The 21,599-nt window shown below is 46.4% G+C and carries 19 protein-coding genes; 2 read left to right on the forward strand and 17 right to left on the reverse strand.

What is annotated here, in order from left to right:
- The first annotated feature begins 176 nt into the window (after window positions 1-176).
- The gene (locus CSH93_RS16400) at window positions 177-3,155 is read left to right on the forward strand and encodes a TonB-dependent receptor plug domain-containing protein (protein WP_100644448.1); all 2,979 of its coding nucleotides are present in this window, start codon (window positions 177-179) and stop codon (window positions 3,153-3,155) included.
- Window positions 3,156-3,256: 101 nt separating this feature from the next.
- Here the strand turns inward: CSH93_RS16400 and CSH93_RS16405 are convergent, their stop codons facing one another.
- From CSH93_RS16405 to dinB, 4 genes are read right to left on the reverse strand one after another with little or no spacing between them, the layout of a single operon-like run.
- Window positions 3,257-3,469: a DUF1653 domain-containing protein gene (locus CSH93_RS16405; RefSeq protein WP_100644449.1), complete on the reverse strand. Its 213-nt coding sequence runs from the start codon at window positions 3,467-3,469 to the stop codon at window positions 3,257-3,259.
- The gene (locus CSH93_RS16410; RefSeq protein WP_240615635.1) at window positions 3,459-4,634 is read right to left on the reverse strand and encodes an MFS transporter; all 1,176 of its coding nucleotides are present in this window, start codon (window positions 4,632-4,634) and stop codon (window positions 3,459-3,461) included. The genes CSH93_RS16405 and CSH93_RS16410 overlap by 11 nt, the downstream gene beginning before the upstream one ends.
- Window positions 4,635-4,636: 2 nt before the next feature.
- Window positions 4,637-6,208, reverse strand: coding sequence for a M17 family metallopeptidase (locus CSH93_RS16415; protein WP_100644450.1), 1,572 nt, complete (start codon window positions 6,206-6,208; stop codon window positions 4,637-4,639).
- A gap of 18 nt (window positions 6,209-6,226) precedes the next feature.
- On the reverse strand, window positions 6,227-7,324 hold the full coding sequence (gene dinB / locus CSH93_RS16420; RefSeq protein ID WP_205663375.1) for a DNA polymerase IV: 1,098 nt from the start codon (window positions 7,322-7,324) through the stop codon (window positions 6,227-6,229).
- 176 nt (window positions 7,325-7,500) lie between these two features.
- Between dinB and CSH93_RS16425 the strand changes: the two genes are divergently transcribed.
- Window positions 7,501-8,448 (forward strand): S41 family peptidase, encoded by a 948-nt coding sequence (locus CSH93_RS16425; RefSeq protein WP_100644452.1) that lies wholly within the window; start codon window positions 7,501-7,503, stop codon window positions 8,446-8,448.
- Window positions 8,449-8,487: 39 nt separating this feature from the next.
- Here the strand turns inward: CSH93_RS16425 and CSH93_RS16430 are convergent, their stop codons facing one another.
- From CSH93_RS16430 to CSH93_RS16490, 13 genes are all read right to left on the reverse strand, one after another.
- On the reverse strand, window positions 8,488-9,360 hold the full coding sequence (locus CSH93_RS16430; RefSeq protein WP_124748993.1) for a hypothetical protein: 873 nt from the start codon (window positions 9,358-9,360) through the stop codon (window positions 8,488-8,490).
- A 115-nt stretch (window positions 9,361-9,475) separates the two neighbouring features.
- Window positions 9,476-9,709, reverse strand: a complete 234-nt coding sequence (gene nqrM / locus CSH93_RS16435) for a (Na+)-NQR maturation NqrM (protein ID WP_100644454.1) — start codon at window positions 9,707-9,709, stop codon at window positions 9,476-9,478.
- A gap of 19 nt (window positions 9,710-9,728) precedes the next feature.
- On the reverse strand, window positions 9,729-10,757 hold the full coding sequence (locus tag CSH93_RS16440) for an FAD:protein FMN transferase (RefSeq protein ID WP_164078399.1): 1,029 nt from the start codon (window positions 10,755-10,757) through the stop codon (window positions 9,729-9,731).
- A gap of 56 nt (window positions 10,758-10,813) precedes the next feature.
- Complete coding sequence (gene nqrF, locus CSH93_RS16445) at window positions 10,814-12,046, reverse strand: NADH:ubiquinone reductase (Na(+)-transporting) subunit F (protein WP_100644455.1); 1,233 nt, start codon at window positions 12,044-12,046, stop codon at window positions 10,814-10,816.
- 18 nt (window positions 12,047-12,064) lie between these two features.
- Window positions 12,065-12,673, reverse strand: coding sequence for an NADH:ubiquinone reductase (Na(+)-transporting) subunit E (nqrE, locus tag CSH93_RS16450; RefSeq protein WP_100644456.1), 609 nt, complete (start codon window positions 12,671-12,673; stop codon window positions 12,065-12,067).
- Between the two features lie 2 nt (window positions 12,674-12,675).
- The gene (locus tag CSH93_RS16455; RefSeq protein WP_100644457.1) at window positions 12,676-13,308 is read right to left on the reverse strand and encodes an NADH:ubiquinone reductase (Na(+)-transporting) subunit D; all 633 of its coding nucleotides are present in this window, start codon (window positions 13,306-13,308) and stop codon (window positions 12,676-12,678) included.
- 12 nt (window positions 13,309-13,320) lie between these two features.
- Window positions 13,321-14,082, reverse strand: a complete 762-nt coding sequence (locus CSH93_RS16460) for a Na(+)-translocating NADH-quinone reductase subunit C (protein ID WP_100644458.1) — start codon at window positions 14,080-14,082, stop codon at window positions 13,321-13,323.
- The gene (locus CSH93_RS16465) at window positions 14,072-15,313 is read right to left on the reverse strand and encodes an NADH:ubiquinone reductase (Na(+)-transporting) subunit B (RefSeq protein WP_100644459.1); all 1,242 of its coding nucleotides are present in this window, start codon (window positions 15,311-15,313) and stop codon (window positions 14,072-14,074) included. Before CSH93_RS16465 ends, CSH93_RS16460 begins: the two co-directional genes overlap by 11 nt.
- 3 nt (window positions 15,314-15,316) lie before the next feature.
- Window positions 15,317-16,657, reverse strand: coding sequence for a Na(+)-translocating NADH-quinone reductase subunit A (locus CSH93_RS16470; RefSeq protein ID WP_100644460.1), 1,341 nt, complete (start codon window positions 16,655-16,657; stop codon window positions 15,317-15,319).
- Between the two features lie 491 nt (window positions 16,658-17,148).
- Window positions 17,149-18,339: an enoyl-ACP reductase FabV gene (fabV, locus tag CSH93_RS16475; protein WP_100644461.1), complete on the reverse strand. Its 1,191-nt coding sequence runs from the start codon at window positions 18,337-18,339 to the stop codon at window positions 17,149-17,151.
- A gap of 184 nt (window positions 18,340-18,523) precedes the next feature.
- Window positions 18,524-19,630 (reverse strand): TRAP transporter substrate-binding protein, encoded by a 1,107-nt coding sequence (locus tag CSH93_RS16480; RefSeq protein WP_205663377.1) that lies wholly within the window; start codon window positions 19,628-19,630, stop codon window positions 18,524-18,526.
- A gap of 17 nt (window positions 19,631-19,647) precedes the next feature.
- Window positions 19,648-21,012 carry a TRAP transporter large permease gene (locus tag CSH93_RS16485; protein WP_100644462.1) on the reverse strand — a complete coding sequence of 455 codons (1,365 nt, stop codon included), beginning with the start codon at window positions 21,010-21,012 and terminating at the stop codon, window positions 19,648-19,650.
- Complete coding sequence (locus tag CSH93_RS16490; protein WP_240615636.1) at window positions 21,012-21,521, reverse strand: TRAP transporter small permease subunit; 510 nt, start codon at window positions 21,519-21,521, stop codon at window positions 21,012-21,014. The genes CSH93_RS16485 and CSH93_RS16490 overlap by 1 nt, the downstream gene beginning before the upstream one ends.
- Window positions 21,522-21,599: the final 78 nt, after the last annotated feature.

Consider the following 21,599-nt stretch of genomic DNA (forward strand, 5'->3'; position numbering starts at 1 on the left):
ATCCATTTATTTAGGCGGTTTATCACTTAGATGCCTCACTTGGTGGAACCTCGCTGGTGACAATATGTCCCCCGCCTTAGCGTATGCCTCAGATAACAACCCGGTTATCTATAAAACACACAACACTTCGCATTGATTTTTGTTTAGGAGCCAATGCGAAGCTGGGAGACATCATAATGTTTGCAAATTCTAAAATCGCACACGCCGTGAAAGTGGCGTTTGTTGCTGGGGCGGCCACATCTTTGCTGATGGCCCAAGCGGCGAGTGCACAACAAAGCGATCCAAACAACACCGATGATTCCGCCGATGTAGAAGTTATTTCGGTTACCGGTAGTCGCATACGCGCCCCTGGTGTTGAATCATCGAGCCCTATCATTTCAATTGGTGAAGAAGAAATTGGCTATCTTCAGACACCGGAATTTGAACGTATCGTGCGCAGTTTGCCCGCGACAATTCCCGCCGATGGCAGTAATGTTAATAACGGTACCGCCGGCGCCGCGACCATTGACCTTAGAGGTCTAGGGCCGCAACGAAACCTCGTGCTTATGGACGGCAAACGGATGGTGCCGTTTAACTTCAATGGTGCGGTTGACACTGCAACCATCCCTACTGCATTAATTGAACGTATTGATGTTGTCACCGGCGGTGCTTCAGCGGTATACGGCTCTGACGCAGTGGCAGGTGCGGTTAACGTTATTCTCAAGGATAACTTTGAAGGTGTCGCACTGGATCTAAACCACAATCAAACCGGTGAAAGTGATGGCGACCAAGACAGCATCTCACTTACCGTCGGCTCGAATCTTGATGACGGACGTGGCAACGCGGTTGTCAGCTTAAGTTGGATGGAACGTGACGCTGTGCGTTTAGGTCAGCGTCCTCTGGGTCAATTAGGGATTAATTCGAATTCAGGTGCGGGCTACGAAGAATTCTTAGCGGGCCAGCCGCCTGCATCTCCACCTGCAGGTTGTGGCGGCCCCAATGTGGTTGATTTTGTTAACGGTAGCGGTTCCACCACGGCAATTCCGACTCGCTTTGAGTTGATTGGTACCGGTGTATCCGGTCAGTTCCGCGATGACAGAACCTTAGGTGAGCAGTGTAGCCGTTTCAACTTCAACCCGTTTAACTACTACCAAACACCAGCACAACGCTACTCAGCAACGGCACTGGCAAATTATGAAATTAATGAATATGCCAACGTATACGCGCGCTTTAATTACTCAAATACGTCAGTCACGCAACAAGTAGCCCCATCAGGTACCTTTGGCGCCAGCTTTATTTTGCCGCTGTACAACCCGTTTATCAGTGAGCAAGCACTCGGCTTTATGATTGATGGTGCAAACGCAGCGGTCGCCGATGGCTCATTGGTCGATGGCGGCAGTTGGGATGATGCCAATGGCAATGGTGTGGTTGACTCAGAAGATAGCTTAACCGTTCGCCTACGCCGTAGAACATTAGAGCTAGGTGCACGTACTGAGCGTTATGACTCTGATATCTGGCAAATTAATGCAGGTGTTAATGGCGCCTTCTTGGGTGACTGGGAATACGATGCGTCTTTCCAATATGGCGAGTCAAATCGTACTACCGTGCGTGATGGTTATACCAACTTACCGAACATTCAAAATGCCCTCGACACACGTGATGGCGTTAACTGCGCGGTAGGTGGTACCTGTGTTCCTATCGATCTATTCGGGGGCCTGGGCACCATCACAGAAGACATGTCAGCCTATGCGCGTGCGATAGCACTGCAACAACAAAAATATGAACAAACCATTGCAACCATGTTCTTTACTGGTCCTGTCGATGCAATAGAGCTTCCTACAGCGGCGGGTCCTCTAGCGATGAGCTTAGGTTATGAATACCGTAAAGAAGTCGGTCTATTAGAACCTGATGAATGTTTGAAACAATCTCCTGCGAGCTGTCAGGGCGGCGCTGGTGGTAATTTACTTCCTATCCGTGGTGGTTACACTGTAAATGATGTGTTCTTCGAAGGTATTCTACCCATCTTCGACGGACAAGCATTCGCCGAACGCATGGACTTAGAGTTTGGTTATCGTACGTCTGACTATGACACTATTGGTAAAACTGATTCTTGGAAGTTAGGCTTCAACTGGCGTCCTGTTGAATCGTTAATGCTGCGTGTCATGCAACAACGAGCGAACCGAGCACCAAACGTGGGTGAGCTTGCTTCGCCAGTCACATCCGGTTTAAGCAACGCAACTCAAGACCCATGCTCAGTCGCCAATGCTGGCAACATCGATGATCGTTTACGTCAGCTATGTATTTCAACCGGTATGTCAGCTGCGCAAGTGGGTGTTATTCCTGACATCATTGCCGGCCAGATCAATACCTTCGCCGGTAGCGATCCGAATAGCCCCCCAGGACCTGAAGAAGCCGATACAACAACGGCTGGCTTCGTATGGACACCGGAGTTTGATGGATTTGATAGTTTTGTGATCTCCGCAGACTATTACAAAATTGATATCAAGGACATCATAGGTAACTTCAGTGCACAAGAAGTTCTGGACTCTTGTTATGTCAATGGTCTAACCGAAGACTGCGCCAAAATCAACCGTGTCGGTGGTGACTTAACCGGCTCTGCTGCAGGTGTTAACTTGTTTACCACTAACCTTAGTTACCTTGAAGCTGAAGGTGTGGAAATCGCCTTCAATATGTCATTCGACTTGGATGACTACGGCAGCTTGCGTTTATCCGGTAACATCAATAAGTACTTGTCGCAAGAGTCGCAAAGCTCGTCAACTGTGCCGGTACTGGATTGTAAAGGATATTACGGCACCAGCTGTGACCCGTTATCTGATTTACGTTGGGTACAACGCACAACCTGGAGTTATGATGACATAACGCTTTCAGTACAATGGCGCCACATTAGTGCTGTTGATGTTGAGCCACCTGAAAGTTCGTTACGCTTCGAAGCATTCCGTAGCATCGATGCTTATGACTACATCGATGTATTCGGCAGCTACCAAATCAACGATTACATAACCCTAACCGCAGGCGTGGATAATTTGTTCAACGATGATCCACCAGCACTAGGAAATCAAATCGGTGATACCAGCTCCAACTCGGGTAACACTTTCCCAAGTAACTACGATACATTAGGTCGTATTTACAAAGCGGGGATTAATTTCCGCTTCTAAGTTCTCACTTAAGCTCTGTTGCGCCGTCTAAGCATTTAGCAGAGCTTGAGAAAACCAGAAGTATCGGAAATAAAAAAGCGAGGCTTTATGCCTCGCTTTTTTTATTCACCGATATAGGCAAACCGTGGCATGGTTTTTCCGTCAACGTTAACGTTTTCAGTAAACATGCTCAACGGTCGCACCCATAGTTTTCCTTCTCCATATAACGGACGATATACCACGAGTAATGATTCATCTTCTGAGTGTATGGCGACATCAATAACCTCATACTCATTCCCTTTATAATGTCGGTAGCGTCCCGGTTTAAGCAGCATGTGTTTGCCCTCGCATTCGCTTGTATTGCCAAGCTAACAACAATAAATAGGCCACAATAATGACCAAACTGATTTGCATCAGTCCTTGCCATTTAAATATCGCCAGCAATGCCCCTGCACTTAACGCCGCCAATGCTTGCCCTGCAAACACCGCAAAATCGTGCGCGCCTTGCGCAGAAAAGCGTTGTTCTACTGAGTGACTCTGCGACAACACCAAAGTGCCGGCTAAAAATAGCAAGTTCCAGCCAAAGCCCAGTAGTACCAGTGCCAACCAATACTCGACAAAATGCATACCGATGTAGCCAATAAAAATTGTCAGCATGTAGATGGTAATACCGCTTAAAACGACCCCTTTCAGCCCTAACCGGGAAACCAGCCACGCACTAATGAAAGAGGGGAGGTACATGGCGAGAATATGGCTTTGGATCACCCATTTAGTTTCTTCTAAACTGAACGTCTCGTGCACATGCATGTGCACCGGCGTTGCTGTCATGATGAAACTCATCAGCGCGAAACCGGTGACCGATGTCGCCACTGCAATTACAAAACGCGGTGTTGTGAACAAATGTCGTGAGGATGGCGGTGCCGCCGCAGCCGCGGTTTTGTCGACTTGTATCCGTGTCATGCGTGAAAACAAAAACGCACATAACACTGCCACCAGTGCGACTAACACAAAACTACCTGCAAAAGGTTGAGCTAACCAAGGCTCGCCCAAGGTCGCCAGCTCAGGGCCGATCACGGCGGCAACCAATCCCCCCATCAGCACTCTGGCAGTTGCCTTCGCCGCCAGATCGGGTGGAACGGATTCAATCGCAGCAAATCGAATTTGTTGAAACGCTGAAATACTTAAACCCAAAGCAAAGGTGCTAAACAAAAAGCCATAAAAGCTTTGCCATAGCGTTGTTGCCGCTGCTAAACAAGCGGCCAATGCCGCAAACAATGCCGCGCAGATAAACACCGGGCGACGTCCCCAACGCTGCATAAAACGCGTTATCGGTATCACGCCGCAGGCAGTACCTACGATCATCAATGCTACGGGTAAGGTTGCTAAGGCCGCATCAGGTGCCAGTGAAGCACCTACAATTCCCCCCACCAACACAACCGTAGCACCGGCGCTCATCGCCAGTGCTTGAATGCAGGCAAGTAACCATACTTGAGCCGGCAAGATCAGTGCTCTAGCGCAGGTAGCGCATAGGTAGCGACTAACGCTGTTACTGCCGCAGCCGTTGGCGTACCGTGTTGCCAATCGCTATTCTCAACGCCACTGCCGGCGATATCCACGTGGGTATAAGGCATTGGTTGCGTGCTATCGACATCATGTTTATCAAGGCCTGATGCGATGGCTAAAAATGCCATTGGGAACTGATGCCCACGCATGGTTGAAACTGAAGGCGCATTATTGGATGACAAAACATCATCCGCTTTTGTGCGAGGCGCAATAAATGCGTAATCTTCTCTACGGCTGCGAGAAACTTCACCACAATCGCCCCATGGCTCAGCGTGGGTAAGAATATTGTCCGCGACTTTGCGCGCTTCAGCGGCTCCATTTTGTACATACCCCGTGTACGGCCCTAACGCGATAGCAGCGTGCCCTGTCAATGTTGCCACCGAGAAAAGTTCCGGCTGAGTTTCTTGAGGCTCTTCTAATGCCAATTCACGCAAATGTGACAATACATCCGCTAACACCATTCGCCCCTCAGCATCGGTATTGCCAACACGAACACGCACGCCTGCATGCCCCTTGATAATCTCATCAGGCACAAATGCATCGTCACCAATGCTGTTACGCACAACACCAAGCTCAGCTACAACTTTAATATTAGGTGGCGCGATTTCTGCCAGCGTTCGCATAAAGCCTGCAACTGACGCGGCTCCGCCTTTGTCACGGCTCATACCTGCCATATGACCACCAACTTTTAAGTCAGCACCGCCAGTGTCAAATGTAATCCCTTTACCGGCTAGAAACAGACTCTTTTGCGTCAGGCCTTTTCCTTCATAGGTAAGACGAACCACTCGCGGTTGGTGACGCGTGACTTTAACAGACGCTCGCGCAACGGCATGCAGAAGTGGATAGTCTTTTCGTAAACGCGCATCATCATCAATCACGTCAACTTTAACTGCCGTGCCCTTGAATGCGTCAACACAGTAGTTCGCGAAATTAGGAGGTGCCATACGCTCTGGCTCAGTACCGCATAGATCTCTTGCCAAACGCTTACCGAGTTCAAGTGCGTAAAGATGCTGAGCCTGAGACTCACTTAGCCCGACTAAACCAATCTGTGAAACCGGCTCTATGTCTGACTCAACGAGTGCTTCACGTGCTTCCAATGGTTGCCATAAACCTTGTGCAATACCTAAGCCTGCGACCTCGATTGCATGGGCGAATTTTTTAGCTTTAGTCGATAAATTCACCATAACCAATGGTTTTACTGACCCCATAGCAACTAAACTTTTTGCAGCACTGCGTGCGCTATCAAATACTCGCCTGACATCATCGTAATAGTGATTCAGTTTTCCTGTTGGCACATGCACAAGCCTTTTACCTGGTGCGTCTTCACAAGCGATAACCACCATTTCCTTGCCTACCCGAGCGTCCACGTGTTGATGTGCCAACAACGCATTCCCCCATGTTGGGGATTCGATTGCTTCCAAGGTATCTGAAACTATGACTGCGGCATCAAATGTCGCTACAAGATCTTCTCTATCAAGACTTTCTACTGCAAGAATGTGGGGTACAGGCATAACAACTCTCTGTTTTAATTAACGTGAGGAGTATTGTGCCTTTGCTTCTGCCACTAACTCAAGTTGTTCTAGTGGCAAATCCATTTGACGCATGGAATGATTTGTTGGCAGGCCCACATGCAACCCAACCAAGCGTATCGCTCGCCCATTGCTGCGACTATAGGCCTCTCGTATCAAATCCTCGAAATAATGTGGTTGAAGCAACGCGACTTTATGCTCCACTGTGGTTTGTTGAAAATCAGAAAACTTAAGCTTTACACCTTGCGATGCAATTTTAGTGTGCACGCCTTGCTTAAGCCGTTTTATCAAGCTGTCGTAAAGTTTAAGACTGATCTCTAGACACTCCTCTACAGTCGAAATGTCATCAGATAAGGTTCGCTCAACCCCGACCGACTTACGTTCTCGCTGTGTGGTTAAGTCGCGTTCATCGATTGCATGACTTCTTTTCCACAATATAGGACCAAACTTGCCAAACTGTTTGACCAGCCTATCGAGCGGATACTTGCGCACATCCTCACAGGTGTAAAGACCTAATCGGTGGAGTTTTTCTATTGTAACCTTGCCCACACCGGGGATTTTACGCAGCGGCAAACCTCTCACAAAGTCATCCACTTTGTCCGGTGTAATTACGCATAAACCATCCGGCTTATTTTCATCGCTGGCGATCTTTGCGACGAATTTTAATGGCGCCACGCCTGCCGACGCGGTTAAGCCTAATTCTTGCTTAATACTGCGACGTATGTCTTGTGCAATCAGCGTGGCACTGCCATTAAATAACTGACAATCAGACACATCGAGGTAGGCTTCATCTAAACTCAGTGGCTCTATGATATCGGTATAGCGCATAAATATGTCGCGGATCTGCTTCGACACCGATACGTACACGTCCATACGTCCTTTCAATACTTTTAAATCAGGACACAGCTTCAATGCATGCGCAGTTGCCATTGCAGAGCGTACACCGAATTGTCGTGCAGGGTAGTTGCACGTACTGATAACACCTCGGCGATCTGAGCTGCCACCGATCGCTATGGGTATATGTTGTAAAGCAGGATTGTCACGCATCTCTACTGCAGCATAAAAACAATCCATGTCCACATGAATAATTTTTCGCACGCCGACACCGCAACTGTATAAACAGACAGTATAATGAACCTTTATACCTTTTTTTGCAAAGTGTTTTACCGTACAGTGTTTACGTAGCAGCCTTCGAATAAACCTTTCCGAAGCTCCCCTTGAATTACACAGATTGGCACACATAACCTAATCATGTTGTTAAAACCGGTAACACCTTGAAACTTATCCAGTACACATGCCTCGTCAGCCTATTGTTTTTATCTCATGCTTTCGCAAGTGGACAGACAGATAGCGATGTCATCATCAGCAAAGACGAAATCGCCCAAGTACTTAAGAATTCACAGCAAGCTATACAACAGCACTACATTGCGCCCGCTAAAGTGGAGCGTATAACCAACGCTATTGGTGCACGGCAAAAATTAGCCAAATTTCAGCAAGACATCCCTTTTGCTCGACTAAAGCAAGAGCTTGAACATGTTCTGATCAGTGCCAGTGGTGATAGTAGTTTTGAAATAAAACGCCGCGAGATGCTATCTAACGACAGCGACAATGAACATTTTCCCAGTGCCATTCAAACGCAGATCCTCGATAACAATATTGGCATGCTCTCGATTACAGGTGACTTAACCTACTTTGGGGTAGAACACGATATTTCAGTTGCAATGGGATATTTGCAATCCGTCGATGGCTTGATTATCGATCTTCGAAACGCCGGGAGTGGCACATTGAAAGCAGCCATATATCTGATGAATTATTTGCTCGAGGCAGACACGGTTTTGTCTGACATCACCTATGGCAACAATCAGTCTGAACGCATTTTCTCCACTAATCCCAGTACAAACGCTTTGAAAAAACAGCCATCAGTTTATGTTTTAACTTCAAGCTTTGTAGCAGGCACATGGGAGTTTTTCACTTACACACTGAAACATTTAAACGCCGCAACGGTTGTAGGCGAAGATACGATGGGGGTTGGGCGTATGACAACAGCCATATCTATGAGTGAAAATGTTCGACTTGTATTAGCCTATGCTGAAACTAAGCATCCAATCACGTCCGATAACTGGCAGTCAGTGGGTGTGATAGCAGAATACCAAACCAACGCGGCACAAAGTGAGGACGTCGCTTATCGCATGTTACTAGAACAGCTAAAACCACAGCCATAGCACTTCGCCTAGGTTGCGGCAACTAGCGTGCCGACATAGCTAGAATACGTATTTATATTCCAGTCCAACCGCTAAGTTATTGACATCACTGCGGCGGTATTGATTCACGCGATACTCGCTGATAACAAACCAACCCGGGGCAAATTCGTAACCCAGCTGTACTTCAGTAACAATGGGATCATCGGGGATTGTATCGGGCAGGGGTTCATTGAAATTATGATCAATAAAACCCGCCAGATAGAGCTTGTCACTGATGTAGGGAAATGTCATGCCAAATGAATGCTCCAATTGCCACGCCGTGCCTTCAAGCTGATCAAACTGAATGGCATGCAAGTTGAGTGCATAGCGCATGTTCAAGGCTTTGAAAAATGAGGCCAACCAAGCCGTGTCATTGAGTCGCCAGCGTATGCCTAATCGATAGCGGTCGTTTCCGCTTCCCGAACGCAAATTGGCCTGAAAAGTCAAATCAAAAGGAGAACCCTCGGCTACCTGCCAACGTAAGTTTTGTTCAGTAAAATAAATGGTTTTGTCTTGACCTGTTTCCTCAAACGTTTGGTCAATGACATTAATAAAACCAAAGTACGACATACGGTGTGGCAGCGATGACGCTGTATTGATCACAAATCGCGCATCACTATCAACATCTTGTAAATAGGGGTATGCATTTAAATCAATAAATCCTTTGTATTCATGGGACTGACTTAGTGCTGGTGTAGCCAAGCTGGCCATTAGCACGCTTGCTATTAATGGAAACAATCTCTGAGTAGCCATCAAGCGAATACCGATTATGGATTGATGACTATAGTGTGGTAGTGAATGTTGAATACGTCCAATTTTGACGCAAATGGCTAAAACACTTACAGCGAGTGCCGAGAACACTGAAATGTATTGATCAAGAGATACATCGCGCAATCATTAGACCAAAGCGGTGTATCTCAACAGGAAAAGAAAGGAGAGAAAGGCAAACGACAAGTATGCCCTTTGGTTCAGCGGAAGTACAAAACAGTGTACTCCCGTAATACTCTATTTATAAAATTTGGTTCTTCTGCCACTCGTCCAATTTCTTTTGACGCGCTTCTTCACGCTCCATACGCGCCTTCTTGCGGTCACATGGCTCAGGACAATCACAGGCCTTATCTACGCCAAGGGCACCTAATCCTCCGCAGCTACCCGAAATGGTTTTGCGCTGGACCATATAACCCACAGCCATAGCGGCCACCATGGCTAGGAAGAAAACAAAGGCTAAAACAAATGTGCTCATATATAAATTATCTCGTATCTCAATGGGTCGGCTCGACAACTGTCACCCGCTGTTCAAATCCGCTTGACGCCCACTCGACAAACTCATCACCTTCTTTGGTGATCAACATAACGGCCCAATCATTCAATTCAGCAAGCGCTTTGGCCTTCTCAGCCCCCATCACCGCAAGCGCCGTTGCAAGACCATCGGCAGTCATCGTAGATGGGTGCACTACTGTAACTGAGACAAGATTGTGCTGAATAGGTTTCCCTGTTGTTGGGTCAATCAAGTGTGAATAGCGCACACCGTCTTGCTCATAATAGTTGCGGTAATCGCCCGATGTCGCAATTGCATTATCGCCGATCTCAATCACTTTCTGAAGTATGCGCTGTTCCGTGACTGGCTTTTCGATTGCGATGCGCCATAGTTGGCCATTTAACTTTTTACCTGCAACGCGCATCTCGCCACCGATTTCCACCAAATAATCAGTAAAACCATTCGCTTGCAGTAGCTCCGCAATCACGTCCACACCATAGCCTTTCGCGATAGTACTCAGATCAACGTACAGCTCAGGATGGTATTTAATAACAGCTCTGTCAGTCAGTTGTAACTGCGCAATCCCGGTTTTAGATAACGCTTCGGTAATAGTTTCATCAGTAGGAATGACCTCCGGACGCATATCAGGGCCAAAGCCCCAAAGATTGACAACCGGCCCAATAGTAATGTCCAAGGCACCCTCGGTTACGCCAGCCAATCGTATCGCTTCGGCAATCACTAAATGAGTTTGCGGCGAAATAGCAAAAGGCTCTTGAGATCTTGATTGGTTAAAGCGAGACAGTTCAGATTGTGGGTCATAAGTCGACATCAGCGCATTCACATTAGCTAATGCAGCCTTTATCTGATCATGCAGTATATTTTCATCTACTGACGCATTGGGCGGCACTTTAATGTTGTAAGTGGTTCCCATGGTTTTGCCGGTAAAATGAGTTTCTTCTGGAACAGGTTGCGAACACGCAACAGCAAAACACAACGTGAATAAGAATAAGATCGGTAAGCGAAACGGGGTCATGGTATTCCTAAAAAAAGAGGGCGAAAACGCCCTCTTATTTAACTAATGATTGCTAATTAGCCACCAAAGTCATCAAGCATGATGTTTTCATCTTCAACACCAAGGTCTTTCAACATGTTGATAACCGCTGCGTTCATCATAGGTGGTCCACACATATAGAACTCACAGTCTTCTGGTGCTGGGTGGTCTTTCAGGTAATTCTCAAGTAATACTTGGTGAATAAAGCCTGTGTAACCTTCCCAGTTGTCTTCCGGTTGAGGATCAGACAACGCCACATGCCAATTGAAGTTTTCGTTTTCAGCTTGCAGCATATCGAAATCTTCTACATAGAACATTTCTCGCAATGAACGTGCGCCATACCAGAACGAAATCTTACGCTTAGACTTCAAACGACGTAATTGGTCAAAGATATGCGAACGCATTGGCGCCATACCTGCACCACCACCGATAAAGACCATTTCCGCGTCAGTTTCCTTAGCAAAGAATTCACCGAATGGACCTGAGATCGTTACTTTGTCGCCTGGCTTCAAGCTCCAAATGAATGAGCTCATTTTACCCGCAGGTAAGCTAAGGTTATTAGGTGGCGGCGTAGCAATACGCACGTTCAACATAATAATCCCTTCTTCTTCTGGGTAGTTCGCCATTGAGTATGCACGAATAGTTTCTTCGTCTACTTTTGACTCAATATCAAAGAAGCCAAAGCGTTCCCAATCACCACGATATTCTTCAGGAATATCGAAGTCTTTGTACTTAACATGGTGAGGTGGCGCCTCGATCTGGATGTAACCGCCCGCTCTAAACGGCACGCTTTCACCATCAGGAATACCCAACTTAAGCTCTTTGATAAACGTGGCTTCGTTGTTATTTGAAATAACTTCACAATCCCACTTCTTAATACCAAACACTTCTTCTGGTAATTCAATCTTCATGTCTTGCTTGATTGATACCTGACAAGACAATCGACAACCTTCACGCGCTTCACCTTTGGTGATGTGGTCAAGCTCGGTTGGCAGAATTTCACCACCACCTTCTTTCACATCAACACGACACTGACCACATGAGCCACCGCCACCGCAGGCGCTAGATACGAAGATACCAGCGTTTGCTAATGCACCTAACAACTTACCGCCCGGCTCAGCCGTGATAATTTTATCAGGATCGTCGTTCACCATAATTTTGATGTCGCCGCTAGGGACTAGCTTCGACTTAGCGAACATAATAATAAACACCAAGGCGAGTACGATGGCGATAAACATGCCAACGCCGAGGTAAATTTCAACTTGATTCATACCTTTGACCTGCCTTTATTAAAGTTGGATACCGGTGAATGACTGGAAGCCCAGTGCCATCAAACCAGCAATCATAAATACTGAGCCTAGACCGCGCACACCATCAGGCATATCGGCATATTTAAGCTTTTCACGAACCGCAGCTAATAGTGTGATAGCCAGTGCCCAACCAAGGCCACTACCTACACCATAAACAACACTTTCAGCCAGGTTGTATTCACGTTGAACCGCAAATGCAACACCACCGAAAATCGCACAGTTAACCGTAATCAACGGTAAGAATATGCCCAATGCGTTATACAGTGACGGGAAAAACTTATCCAAACTCATTTCTAGGATTTGAACCAAAGCAGCAATAACGCCGATAAAGGTCAAAAAGTTCAAGAAACTCAAATCAGCTTCAGGGAATCCGGCCCAAGCCAACGCTCCAGGTGCAAGGATATTAACGTAGATAATTTGGTTTACTGGGACTGAAATACCCAACACCACAACTACCGCAACACCCAAACCCATAGAGGTTTTAACTTTCTTAGAAACGGCTAGGAAAGTACACATCCCCAAGAACAGACTTAGTGCCATATTCTCGATAAAGATCGAGCGGACCAATAGTGATAAATAATGTTCCATGATTAATCCTTAGCCTCTACTTGCTCTGGTCTGATGGTACGAATAAACCAAATCATACCGCCGATTAAGAAGAATGAACTGAATGGAAGGATCAGTAAGCCATTACCTTGATACCAGCCACCGTTTTGTACCAATGGAAGGATTTCAAAACCAAGGATAGTACCGAAGCCTGCTAGCTCTTTGATTGTACCAATCACGATTAGGATAAATGAGTAACCTAAACCGTTACCGATGCCGTCAAGCAAGCTCATCACAGGCGGGCTCTTCATCGCATATGCTTCAGCACGCCCCATCACGATACAGTTTGTAATAATCAAACCAACGAATACGGAGAGCTGCTTCGATATTTCGTAACTGTAGGCTTTAAGCACTTGGTCAACCACGATTACCAATGATGCGATGATGGTCATTTGAATAATGATCCTTACGCTACTTGGGATATGGTTGCGAATAATCGAAATAAACAAGTTCGAAAACGCTACAACTGAAGTTAATGCCAAGGACATTACCAGTGCAGTTTCTAACTTTGTAGTAATCGCCAATGCTGAACATATACCTAGTACGTGTAAAGCAATCGGGTTACTGTCTAAAATCGGCCCGAACAGGGCTTTTTTCATTTCTTTTGTATCTGCCATTGTTCTTGCCTCTTATGAACGCCAGGATTGCTTTTTAAGATAAGGACCATAGCCATTCTCACCAGCCCAGTAAGTCAATGTATTTTGTACACCGTTACTGGTTAGTGTGGCACCTGAAATAGCATCAACCGCGTAAGGGTTATCGCTACCAGCCTGCTTCTTCACTTTGATCGCTACCTGACCGTTGTCATAAAGCTTCTTACCTTGCCACTTAGATGCCCATGCTGGGTTTTGAATTTCGCCACCCAATCCTGGTGTTTCTTTGTGTTGGTAATAGACCAATTCTTTGATGGTGTTGCCATCAGCATCAACGGCTAAGAATCCGTACATCAAATCCCACAAGCCGCTGCCATGTACTGGCAAAACAACACGAGTCACAGCACCAGATTCGTTTTTAACAACGTATACACTGGCGACATTCGGACGACGCTGGAAACCCACGTTACTGTTTTCAACCTTGCTGCTCAGTTCCGGGTTCTTAGCCGCTTTGTACATGTCATAGCCTTCAGCTTCTTCAACGTACTGACCACTGCTTAGGTCTACAAAGCGCTCTTCTACGAATTGCTCAAACACTTCTGCAATCTGACCACCAGTCATACCGGTTTGATACAGACCTGCAGCAGTTAAGATATTGGTTTTCTTGTCTAACGCAGCATTACGCTCTTGCGTAGAACGTAAGCCAACAGCTGAACCTGCTACCACGATAGAGCAAACCAAACATACGGCAACTACGATGCCGACGGTTCTTCCTAAAGTTTCTTTTTTAGCCGACACGTGCAAGCCTCCGTTTAATGTTGCTCTGCGCCACGAAGTAATCGAATAGTGGAGCCCATAAGTTTGCAAACAAGATGGCAAGCATAATGCCCTCAGGGAATGCTGGGTTTAACACACGAATTAACACGGTCATAAAACCGATGAAAATACCGTACGCCCATTTACCTTGATTGGTGAATGATGCTGAAACAGGGTCTGTTGCCATAAAGAACATACCAAACGCCAACCCGCCAATGACAAAGTGCCAATAGAACGGCATCGCAAACATTGGGTTTGTATCGCTGCCAACAAAGTTCAATAGAGAACCGAAGAACGCCACACCCAAAGCAACACCTGCGACAATGCGCCAGCTGGCGATGCGCATGTATATGATGAACAAACCACCGATCATAATAGCCAAGGTCGATACTTCACCGACTGAGCCTGGAATGTTGCCAAAGAATGCGTCCCACCATAATGCCAAATCAGTGAACCCATTGGTCACGTCACCCATTTCACCTGAAGCGGCTTTACTCAACCAAGTTGCGCCTGAGTAACCATCTGCTGCGGTTGCTGGGTTAGTTGCGATCCATACTTGGTCGCCAGAAATTTGTGCAGGATATGCAAAGTACAAGAATGCACGACCTGATAGTGCTGGGTTTAGGAAGTTACGTCCTGTACCACCAAAGATTTCTTTCGCGATCACCACACCGAATGTGATACCTAACGCTACCTGCCACAACGGGATCGTCGCGGGTAATGTCAGTGCAAACAATACTGATGTTACGAAGAAGCCTTCATTGACTTCGTGTTTGCGGATAGAAGCGAATAATACTTCCCAGAATCCACCAACCACAAAGGTCACAGCATAAATAGGTAAAAAGAAACATGCACCGTAGAGCATCATACTGCCCCAACCGGTCGTTTCTAATCCTAGCTGACCACCCAGCGCACTGAATAGTGCAGCTTGCCAGAAGTCCGGAAGTGATGAGCCATACTGCACCATCGCTTCATGCGCTTGCGCGCCTACGTTGTACATACCGTAGAACATAGCTGGGAACGTCGCCATCCATACCATGATCATAATACGTTTAAGGTCAATGCTATCTCTAACGTGCGTACCGGTTTTATTCACCTTACCCGGTGTATAAAAGATCGTCGCAGCCGCTTCATAGAGCGCATAAAACTTTTCATATTTGCCGCCAGCTTCGAAATGCGGCTCAATGTCTTCTAGAAATGTCTTTAACCCCATGACTTAGCCCTCTTTCTCGATAGTGGTCAGACAATCACGCAAGATTGGGCCGTAGTTATATTTGCCTGGGCAAACATAAGTACACAATGCCAAATCTTCTTCATCCAGCTCCAAACAGCCCATAGATTGAGCACTGTCAGTATCGCCAGAGATAATGTCGCGTAACAACAACGTTGGGATAATATCCAACGGCATAATGCGCTCGTAGTTGCCGATCGGCACCATCGAACGATCTGATCCATTCGTTGTTGTTGTCATGTTGAATTTTTTGCTACCACTCAAATGGCCTAAGTAAGCGCGAGTAATTGAGTGTTTGTCACTACCAGGTGTTAACCAACCGAATAGTTTCTTTTCACGGCCTTCCATCAACAATGATACTTGTACATGGAAACGACCTAAGTAGCCGTGTACACCCATTGCAGTGGTACCCATAAGTACGGAACCCGAAACGGCACGTACGTCACCTTCTTTACATTCACCCGCAGCGATTTCGTTGATTGATGCGCCTAATACAGTGCGAATCAAACGCGGATTAACGGCTGCAGGACCTGCTAGAGAGATTACGCGACTGTTGTCTAGTTTACCGGTGGTAAACAATGCGCCAATGGCAATCACGTCTTGGTAACCGATATGCCACACTTGCTTGTTCATGCCGACTGGATCAAGGAAATGAATGTGAGTACCGACCAGACCCGCTGGGTGAGGACCGCCAAATTCATTTACTTCAACTCGTGCACCTTTTACATCAACCGATGCGCCTGCTGTTTTAGATACAAACAACTTGCCGTCGGTTAATGTGCTAAGTACCGCCAAACCATTATTGAAATCGTCAATTCGCTCATTCACGATAAGCAACGGGTCAGCAGCCAATGGATTGGTATCCATCACCGACACGAAAATGGAACTTGGGGTTGCATCTAAGGCCGGAGAACGACTGAATGGACGTGTACGCAGTGAAACCCACATACCCGCATCATTAAGTTGTTCAACAACTTTGTCACGAGACAATGATGCAAGCTGACCGGCATCGACAGGCTCGAAGGTTACTTCATCATTACCTTCAATCTGAATAACCACAGATTGCAACACACGTTTGGCACCACGATTAACCTCAACTACTTGACCTGCAGCCGGTGCAGTGAACTTAACGCCAGGGTTTTTCTTGTCTTCAAACAAGACCTGACCTTTCTTCACTGAATCACCAACCTGCACGTGCATAGTCGGACGCATACCAACGTACTCTTCGCCCAGTACAGCGACTTTAGTCACGGCTGGGCCGTCACCGATTTGCTGCTGCGGCGCTCCCTCGATAGGAAGATCCAAACCTTTCTTGATTTTTATCATACGCTATAGCACTACTTTAATTACAAAACCTGATTTTACTAACCCACTTGGCGACAAGGGCCATAGGCAGGCAAATAGCCTAGTAAAATGAGGTTAGGCTATTGGATAACGACGGTTATCCCCATATGTTTCGGCGCGTTGCCAAAACCCCCACATCCATAAAACCACTGCACTGCAACCACTCTAGGTATCCGTTTCCTGAGCACAGCATCGATTGTGAAATTATGTGATAGTTGTGATGTTTCATTTTTCGATTGCGGTGATATTGCATCCCATGCAGAACCACCTCAAATAAACTCTGTGATTTTAACACTAACCGGCATTCATGTGCTAATCAAAATCACATAAACATCAGAATTTTAATGCAATAAAACAACGACTCAACACCGATAGTTAGTATTCAGCCAGTTTATGCATTGCCATCTGTTTAGTTTTTGTTCGTTCTAAGCATAGCAAAACGCCCCAAAATGGGGCGTTTAAAATTTTATTCTTTACCACTCACGAATAGGGTCTACGTCAGCGTCGTAGTCTACACCGTCAAATGCAAAGCCGAATAACTGCAAGAAATCTTGATGATACCCTTCGTAATCGGCTAATTGGTGGAAGTTTTCCTGTGTAACCTGATCCCAAAGCTGTTGTATCTTTGCTTGAGTTTGGTCATTCGTTTCCTTACCGTCCATGCGGTAACGACGCGCTTCATCGGTTGGCGCATCTTGAGCGAACAAACGCTCAGAAAACAGACCCGCAATTTGTTCAATACAGCCTTCGTGGGTGCCTTCTTCTTTCATCACTTTATAGATCAGGGAAATGTACAACGGCATCACAGGAATAGCTGAGCTGGCTTGCGTCACTAAGGCTTTTAGAGACGATACATGCGCATCTACGTTTAAATTTGCATGGCGTTCACGAATAGCGCTTGCTGCGCGATCCAGATCTTCTTTGGCTTTACCGATGGTGGCTTGGCCATAGATAGGCCAAGTAAGGGCTTTGCCAATGTATGTGTATGCAGTGGTTTCACAACCTTCAGATAAACATCCTGCATCAGCCAGTGCGTTCAACCATAGTTCCCAATCTTCGCCACCCATCACTTTCACTGTGTCATGAATTTCTTCTTCATTCGCAGGCTCAAGATCGACGGTATGAATAAGGTCTTTGTCTGTGTCATAGGTTTTGGTTGTGTAAGCCTGCCCTACCGGCTTCAACGTTGACTTATATACTGTGCCAGTAGTTGGGTCAGCGCGGCGTGGTGACGCCAAGCTGTAAATCACCAAATCAACTGTACCCAAATCTGCTTTAATGGCTTCAATTACATCTGCCTTAAGCTCATTTGAAAACGCATCACCATTCAACGTTTTCGCATACAGACCATCAGTCTTTGCGCGTGCATGGAATGCCGCAGTGTTATACCAACCTGCTGTGCCTGTTTTACGTTCAGTGGGTGCTTTCTCGAAGCACACGCCCAAGGTTTTAGCATTGTAACCATAGGCAGCTGTTATACGAGAAGCGAGGCCGTATCCGGTTGAACAACCGATAACCAACACATTTTTGGGCTTTTGTGTATTACTCTTGAAGCGTTCGCTATTCGATTGAATATAGGCGATTTGTCGTTCGACAGAGGCTTCACAGCCGATTGGGTGAGCGTTAGTACAAATAAACCCGCGCACTTTAGGTTGAATAACCATAATAAATCCTATTCTTATCAGTGGCGGCTATTGTAATCAGCTGTGTGCGTTTAACAACTCGGAGCAGATTAGATTAAATCACGGGCCACAGGATTGTGAAGTAAATCAAGCAATACAAACACCAAACAGACTTGGTGACGATAGCATTTGCTGAAAGCGCGGCTAAAAGCCGCGCGATTAACCATTATTCTCGGTTCTCGTAATACGCTTGTTCAGACAATTTATGGTATTGCTTCACACCGTCGAAAAATGTTTTGTAAGACTGGTATATGCGCGCGAAATCCGCATTTTCAGCAGACTTCTCAGCAAGCACCTGTTGTGTCGCTTCACGCAATGATTCAATCACGTCTTCTGGCAATTCACGCACATCGACATTGTGCTCATTGATCAATTGTTGCATCGCATTATTGTTGCGCGCCGTATATTCATCCAGCATGTCTTGATTCACTGCGCGTGTCGCAATTTCAACGATCGACTGTAAATCTTTCGGCAAGGCATTGAACGCTTCTTCGTTAACGATAAATTCCAATGCAGTACCCGGCTCATGCCAACCTGAGCTGTAGTAATACTTAGCAGCATTGTGTAATCCAAAGGCGAGATCATTGTACGGGCCGACCCACTCAGTCGCGTCAATTGCGCCAGTCTGCAGCGATGTGAAAATCTCACCGCCCGTAAGCGTTACCGGTACGCCACCGACTTTGGCAAACACTTCTCCGCCAAGACCCGGAATACGCATACTCAAGCCAGCAAAATCTTCAATCGAATTAATTTCTTTGTTGAACCATCCCGCCATTTGCACGCCCGTATTACCACCCGCAAACGGAATGACGCCAAACGGCTTGTACAGTTCACGCCACAGTTCTAGGCCGCCACCATACTGCAACCAAGAGTTCATTTCCGTCACATTCATGCCGAACGGGATAGCAGAAAAAATAGGTGCTGCCGGAATTTTGCCTTTCCAATAATAGGCACCCGCATGCCCCATTTCGGCGGTACCTTGTGACACTGCGTCAAATACCTCAAAACCCGGGACTAGCTCGCCTGCGCCGTAAACCCTTACTTTTAAACGCCCACCTGACATTGACTCCACATAGCGAGCAAAGGTCTCTGGGCCACGTCCTAAACCGGGGAAGTTTTTAGGCCAGGCTGTCACCATTTTCCAACGGTATTCTTTCACTGGCTCTGCCGCGACTGACGCAGCACTTTCTTCTGTTTTTGGTTGTCCACACCCCAATAATAGCGATATGAGCCCCAATGAAAGTACACTGACAATTGTGGTTTTTATTTTCATCGTTATAACCTTATCAATTAGTAGATAACATCCGGCAAATAAGTGGCAATCTCAGGCCAGATGGAAAGCATAAGCAACAATAATAGCTGAATAATAATGAAAGGGACTACCCCTCGATAAATCTGTGCAGTATGTATGGTTTTAGCTGCGACTCCACGCAAGTAAAATAATGCAAAACCAAAGGGAGGTGTTAAGAATGAGGTTTGCAAGTTAACCGCTAACATAATCCCCAACCAAACGGGATCAATCCCCATCATCAATAATACAGGCGCAACAATGGGTACCACAACGAACGTGATTTCAATAAAGTCGAGAATAAAGCCCAATAAGAAAACGACTAGCATCACAACCAGCATCGCACCAACGTGACCGCCTGGCAGTGACGCGAAGAAATGCTCAATCAGTTCTTCCCCACCAAATCCTCTGAATACCAGTGAAAACACCGAAGCACCGATTAAAATCAAAAACACCATTGAGGTTATCTTGCTGGTGTCTGTCAGCACTTCAAACAATTGGGAGCGACTTAGTGTGCGTTTTAACAACGCCAAAACCAATGCCCCCATGGCCCCTACTCCAGCGGCTTCCGTGGGAGTTGCATAGCCGCTGATAATGGCACCCAATACGATAACAATCAGCACTAACGGCGGCAGCAGTGCTGAAAATACTTGGCGCCATGAAATCGGTTCAGCCGTTTCGTCTTGAGTGATTGGCATCTTCTGACGCCATGTGGTGAAAATTACATATGCGGTATACAAGGCAACGAGGATAAAACCGGGAATAATGGCGCCGACAAATAAATCCCCGACCGAAACAGAGTCCGGCGAAAATATCCCCATGTCCAATTGCGCTTGCTGATATGCACTGGATAAAACGTCACCGAGCAAAACCAATGCGATGGATGGCGGAATGATTTGCCCAAGCGTTCCTGTTGCACAGATAAGGCCAGTACTGAGTTCTGGTGTATAACCCCGCTTCAATAAACTGGGCAAGGAGAGTAACCCCATGGTCACAACCGTTGCCCCAACAATACCCGTGCTCGCTGCCAGCAGCATGCCGACAAAAATTACAGAGAGCGCCATACCGGCAGGCAAACGCCCATTGAGTAACTGCGCCATGCTATGCAACAACTCTTCAGCTATTTTCGACTTTTCTAACAACACCCCCATGAATACAAACAGGGGTACTGCGATTAACGTTGTGTTGGTTAATATTCCGTATAAGCGACTCGGTAACGCATGCAAGTAACTCGCATCAAAACCGCCCATCAGAATACCTAATCCAGCAAATAATAAAGAAGTACCGGCCAGACTGAGCGCTACAGGAAAGCCTAGCAACAACACCAAACATACACAGGCAAATAAGACTAATGCCATATATTCCATTACGTTGATTCCTTGCGTTGCGTGATGACTGCTGCGTAGCGAATAAGGTCAGATACCCCTTGCAATAACATCAATGCACAAAAGGCGGGGATTAAACTTTTGAGCACAAAGACCAACGGTAAGCCGCCGGCTTCTTTGGATGATTCTAATAATTGCCAAGACTTCATAACGTAGTCCCAGCTCATGGCAAAAATGAATATACAAACGGGGAACAACAACAACAAAGTCCCGGCAATATTCACCATGGCTTGCTGTTTTTCAGAAAATTTACGATAGAAAATGTCCACACGAACGTGCCCATCATCCCGCAGGGTGTAAGCCGCCCCCAACATAAACACCAACGCATGCAAATACATCACCGATTCTTGTAACGCTATCCAGCCCGTTCCAAAGCCATAACGTAATACAACGACGACAAAGGTGATCAGCGTCATCAACAAAATGCCAACACTGGCACATTGACCAATGAATCGAATCACACGATCAATTGTTGCGCTTAAGGCGTGCACCACACATATCCTTCTTATTATTGTTCTCTATTACCGATAGGGTAAGCGTTGCATATAGCATTACGCAACTGAAATAAA

Origin of the sequence: Neoalteromonas facilis (assembly GCF_002807665.1) — a bacterium.
Classification (GTDB): Bacteria; Pseudomonadota; Gammaproteobacteria; order Enterobacterales; family Alteromonadaceae; genus Alteromonas_E; species Alteromonas_E facilis.

Bases quoted from the DNA above. Each gene is read 5' to 3' on its own strand.
- nqrE (WP_100644456.1), bottom strand. From the start codon at position 12,673: ATGGAACATTATTTATCACTATTGGTCCGCTCGATCTTTATCGAGAAT.
- CSH93_RS16465 (WP_100644459.1), bottom strand. From the start codon at position 15,313: ATGGGGTTAAAGACATTTCTAGAAGACATTGAGCCGCATTTCGAAGCT.
- CSH93_RS16480 (WP_205663377.1), bottom strand. From the start codon at position 19,630: ATGAAAATAAAAACCACAATTGTCAGTGTACTTTCATTGGGGCTCATA.
- CSH93_RS16400 (WP_100644448.1), top strand. From the start codon at position 177: ATGTTTGCAAATTCTAAAATCGCACACGCCGTGAAAGTGGCGTTTGTT.
- CSH93_RS16440 (WP_164078399.1), bottom strand. From the start codon at position 10,757: ATGACCCCGTTTCGCTTACCGATCTTATTCTTATTCACGTTGTGTTTT.
- CSH93_RS16485 (WP_100644462.1), bottom strand. From the start codon at position 21,012: ATGGAATATATGGCATTAGTCTTATTTGCCTGTGTATGTTTGGTGTTG.
- fabV (WP_100644461.1), bottom strand. From the start codon at position 18,339: ATGGTTATTCAACCTAAAGTGCGCGGGTTTATTTGTACTAACGCTCAC.
- nqrM (WP_100644454.1), bottom strand. From the start codon at position 9,709: ATGAGCACATTTGTTTTAGCCTTTGTTTTCTTCCTAGCCATGGTGGCC.
- CSH93_RS16415 (WP_100644450.1), bottom strand. From the start codon at position 6,208: ATGCCTGTACCCCACATTCTTGCAGTAGAAAGTCTTGATAGAGAAGAT.
- CSH93_RS16470 (WP_100644460.1), bottom strand. From the start codon at position 16,657: ATGATAAAAATCAAGAAAGGTTTGGATCTTCCTATCGAGGGAGCGCCG.
- CSH93_RS16455 (WP_100644457.1), bottom strand. From the start codon at position 13,308: ATGGCAGATACAAAAGAAATGAAAAAAGCCCTGTTCGGGCCGATTTTA.
- nqrF (WP_100644455.1), bottom strand. From the start codon at position 12,046: ATGAATCAAGTTGAAATTTACCTCGGCGTTGGCATGTTTATCGCCATC.
- CSH93_RS16405 (WP_100644449.1), bottom strand. From the start codon at position 3,469: ATGCTGCTTAAACCGGGACGCTACCGACATTATAAAGGGAATGAGTAT.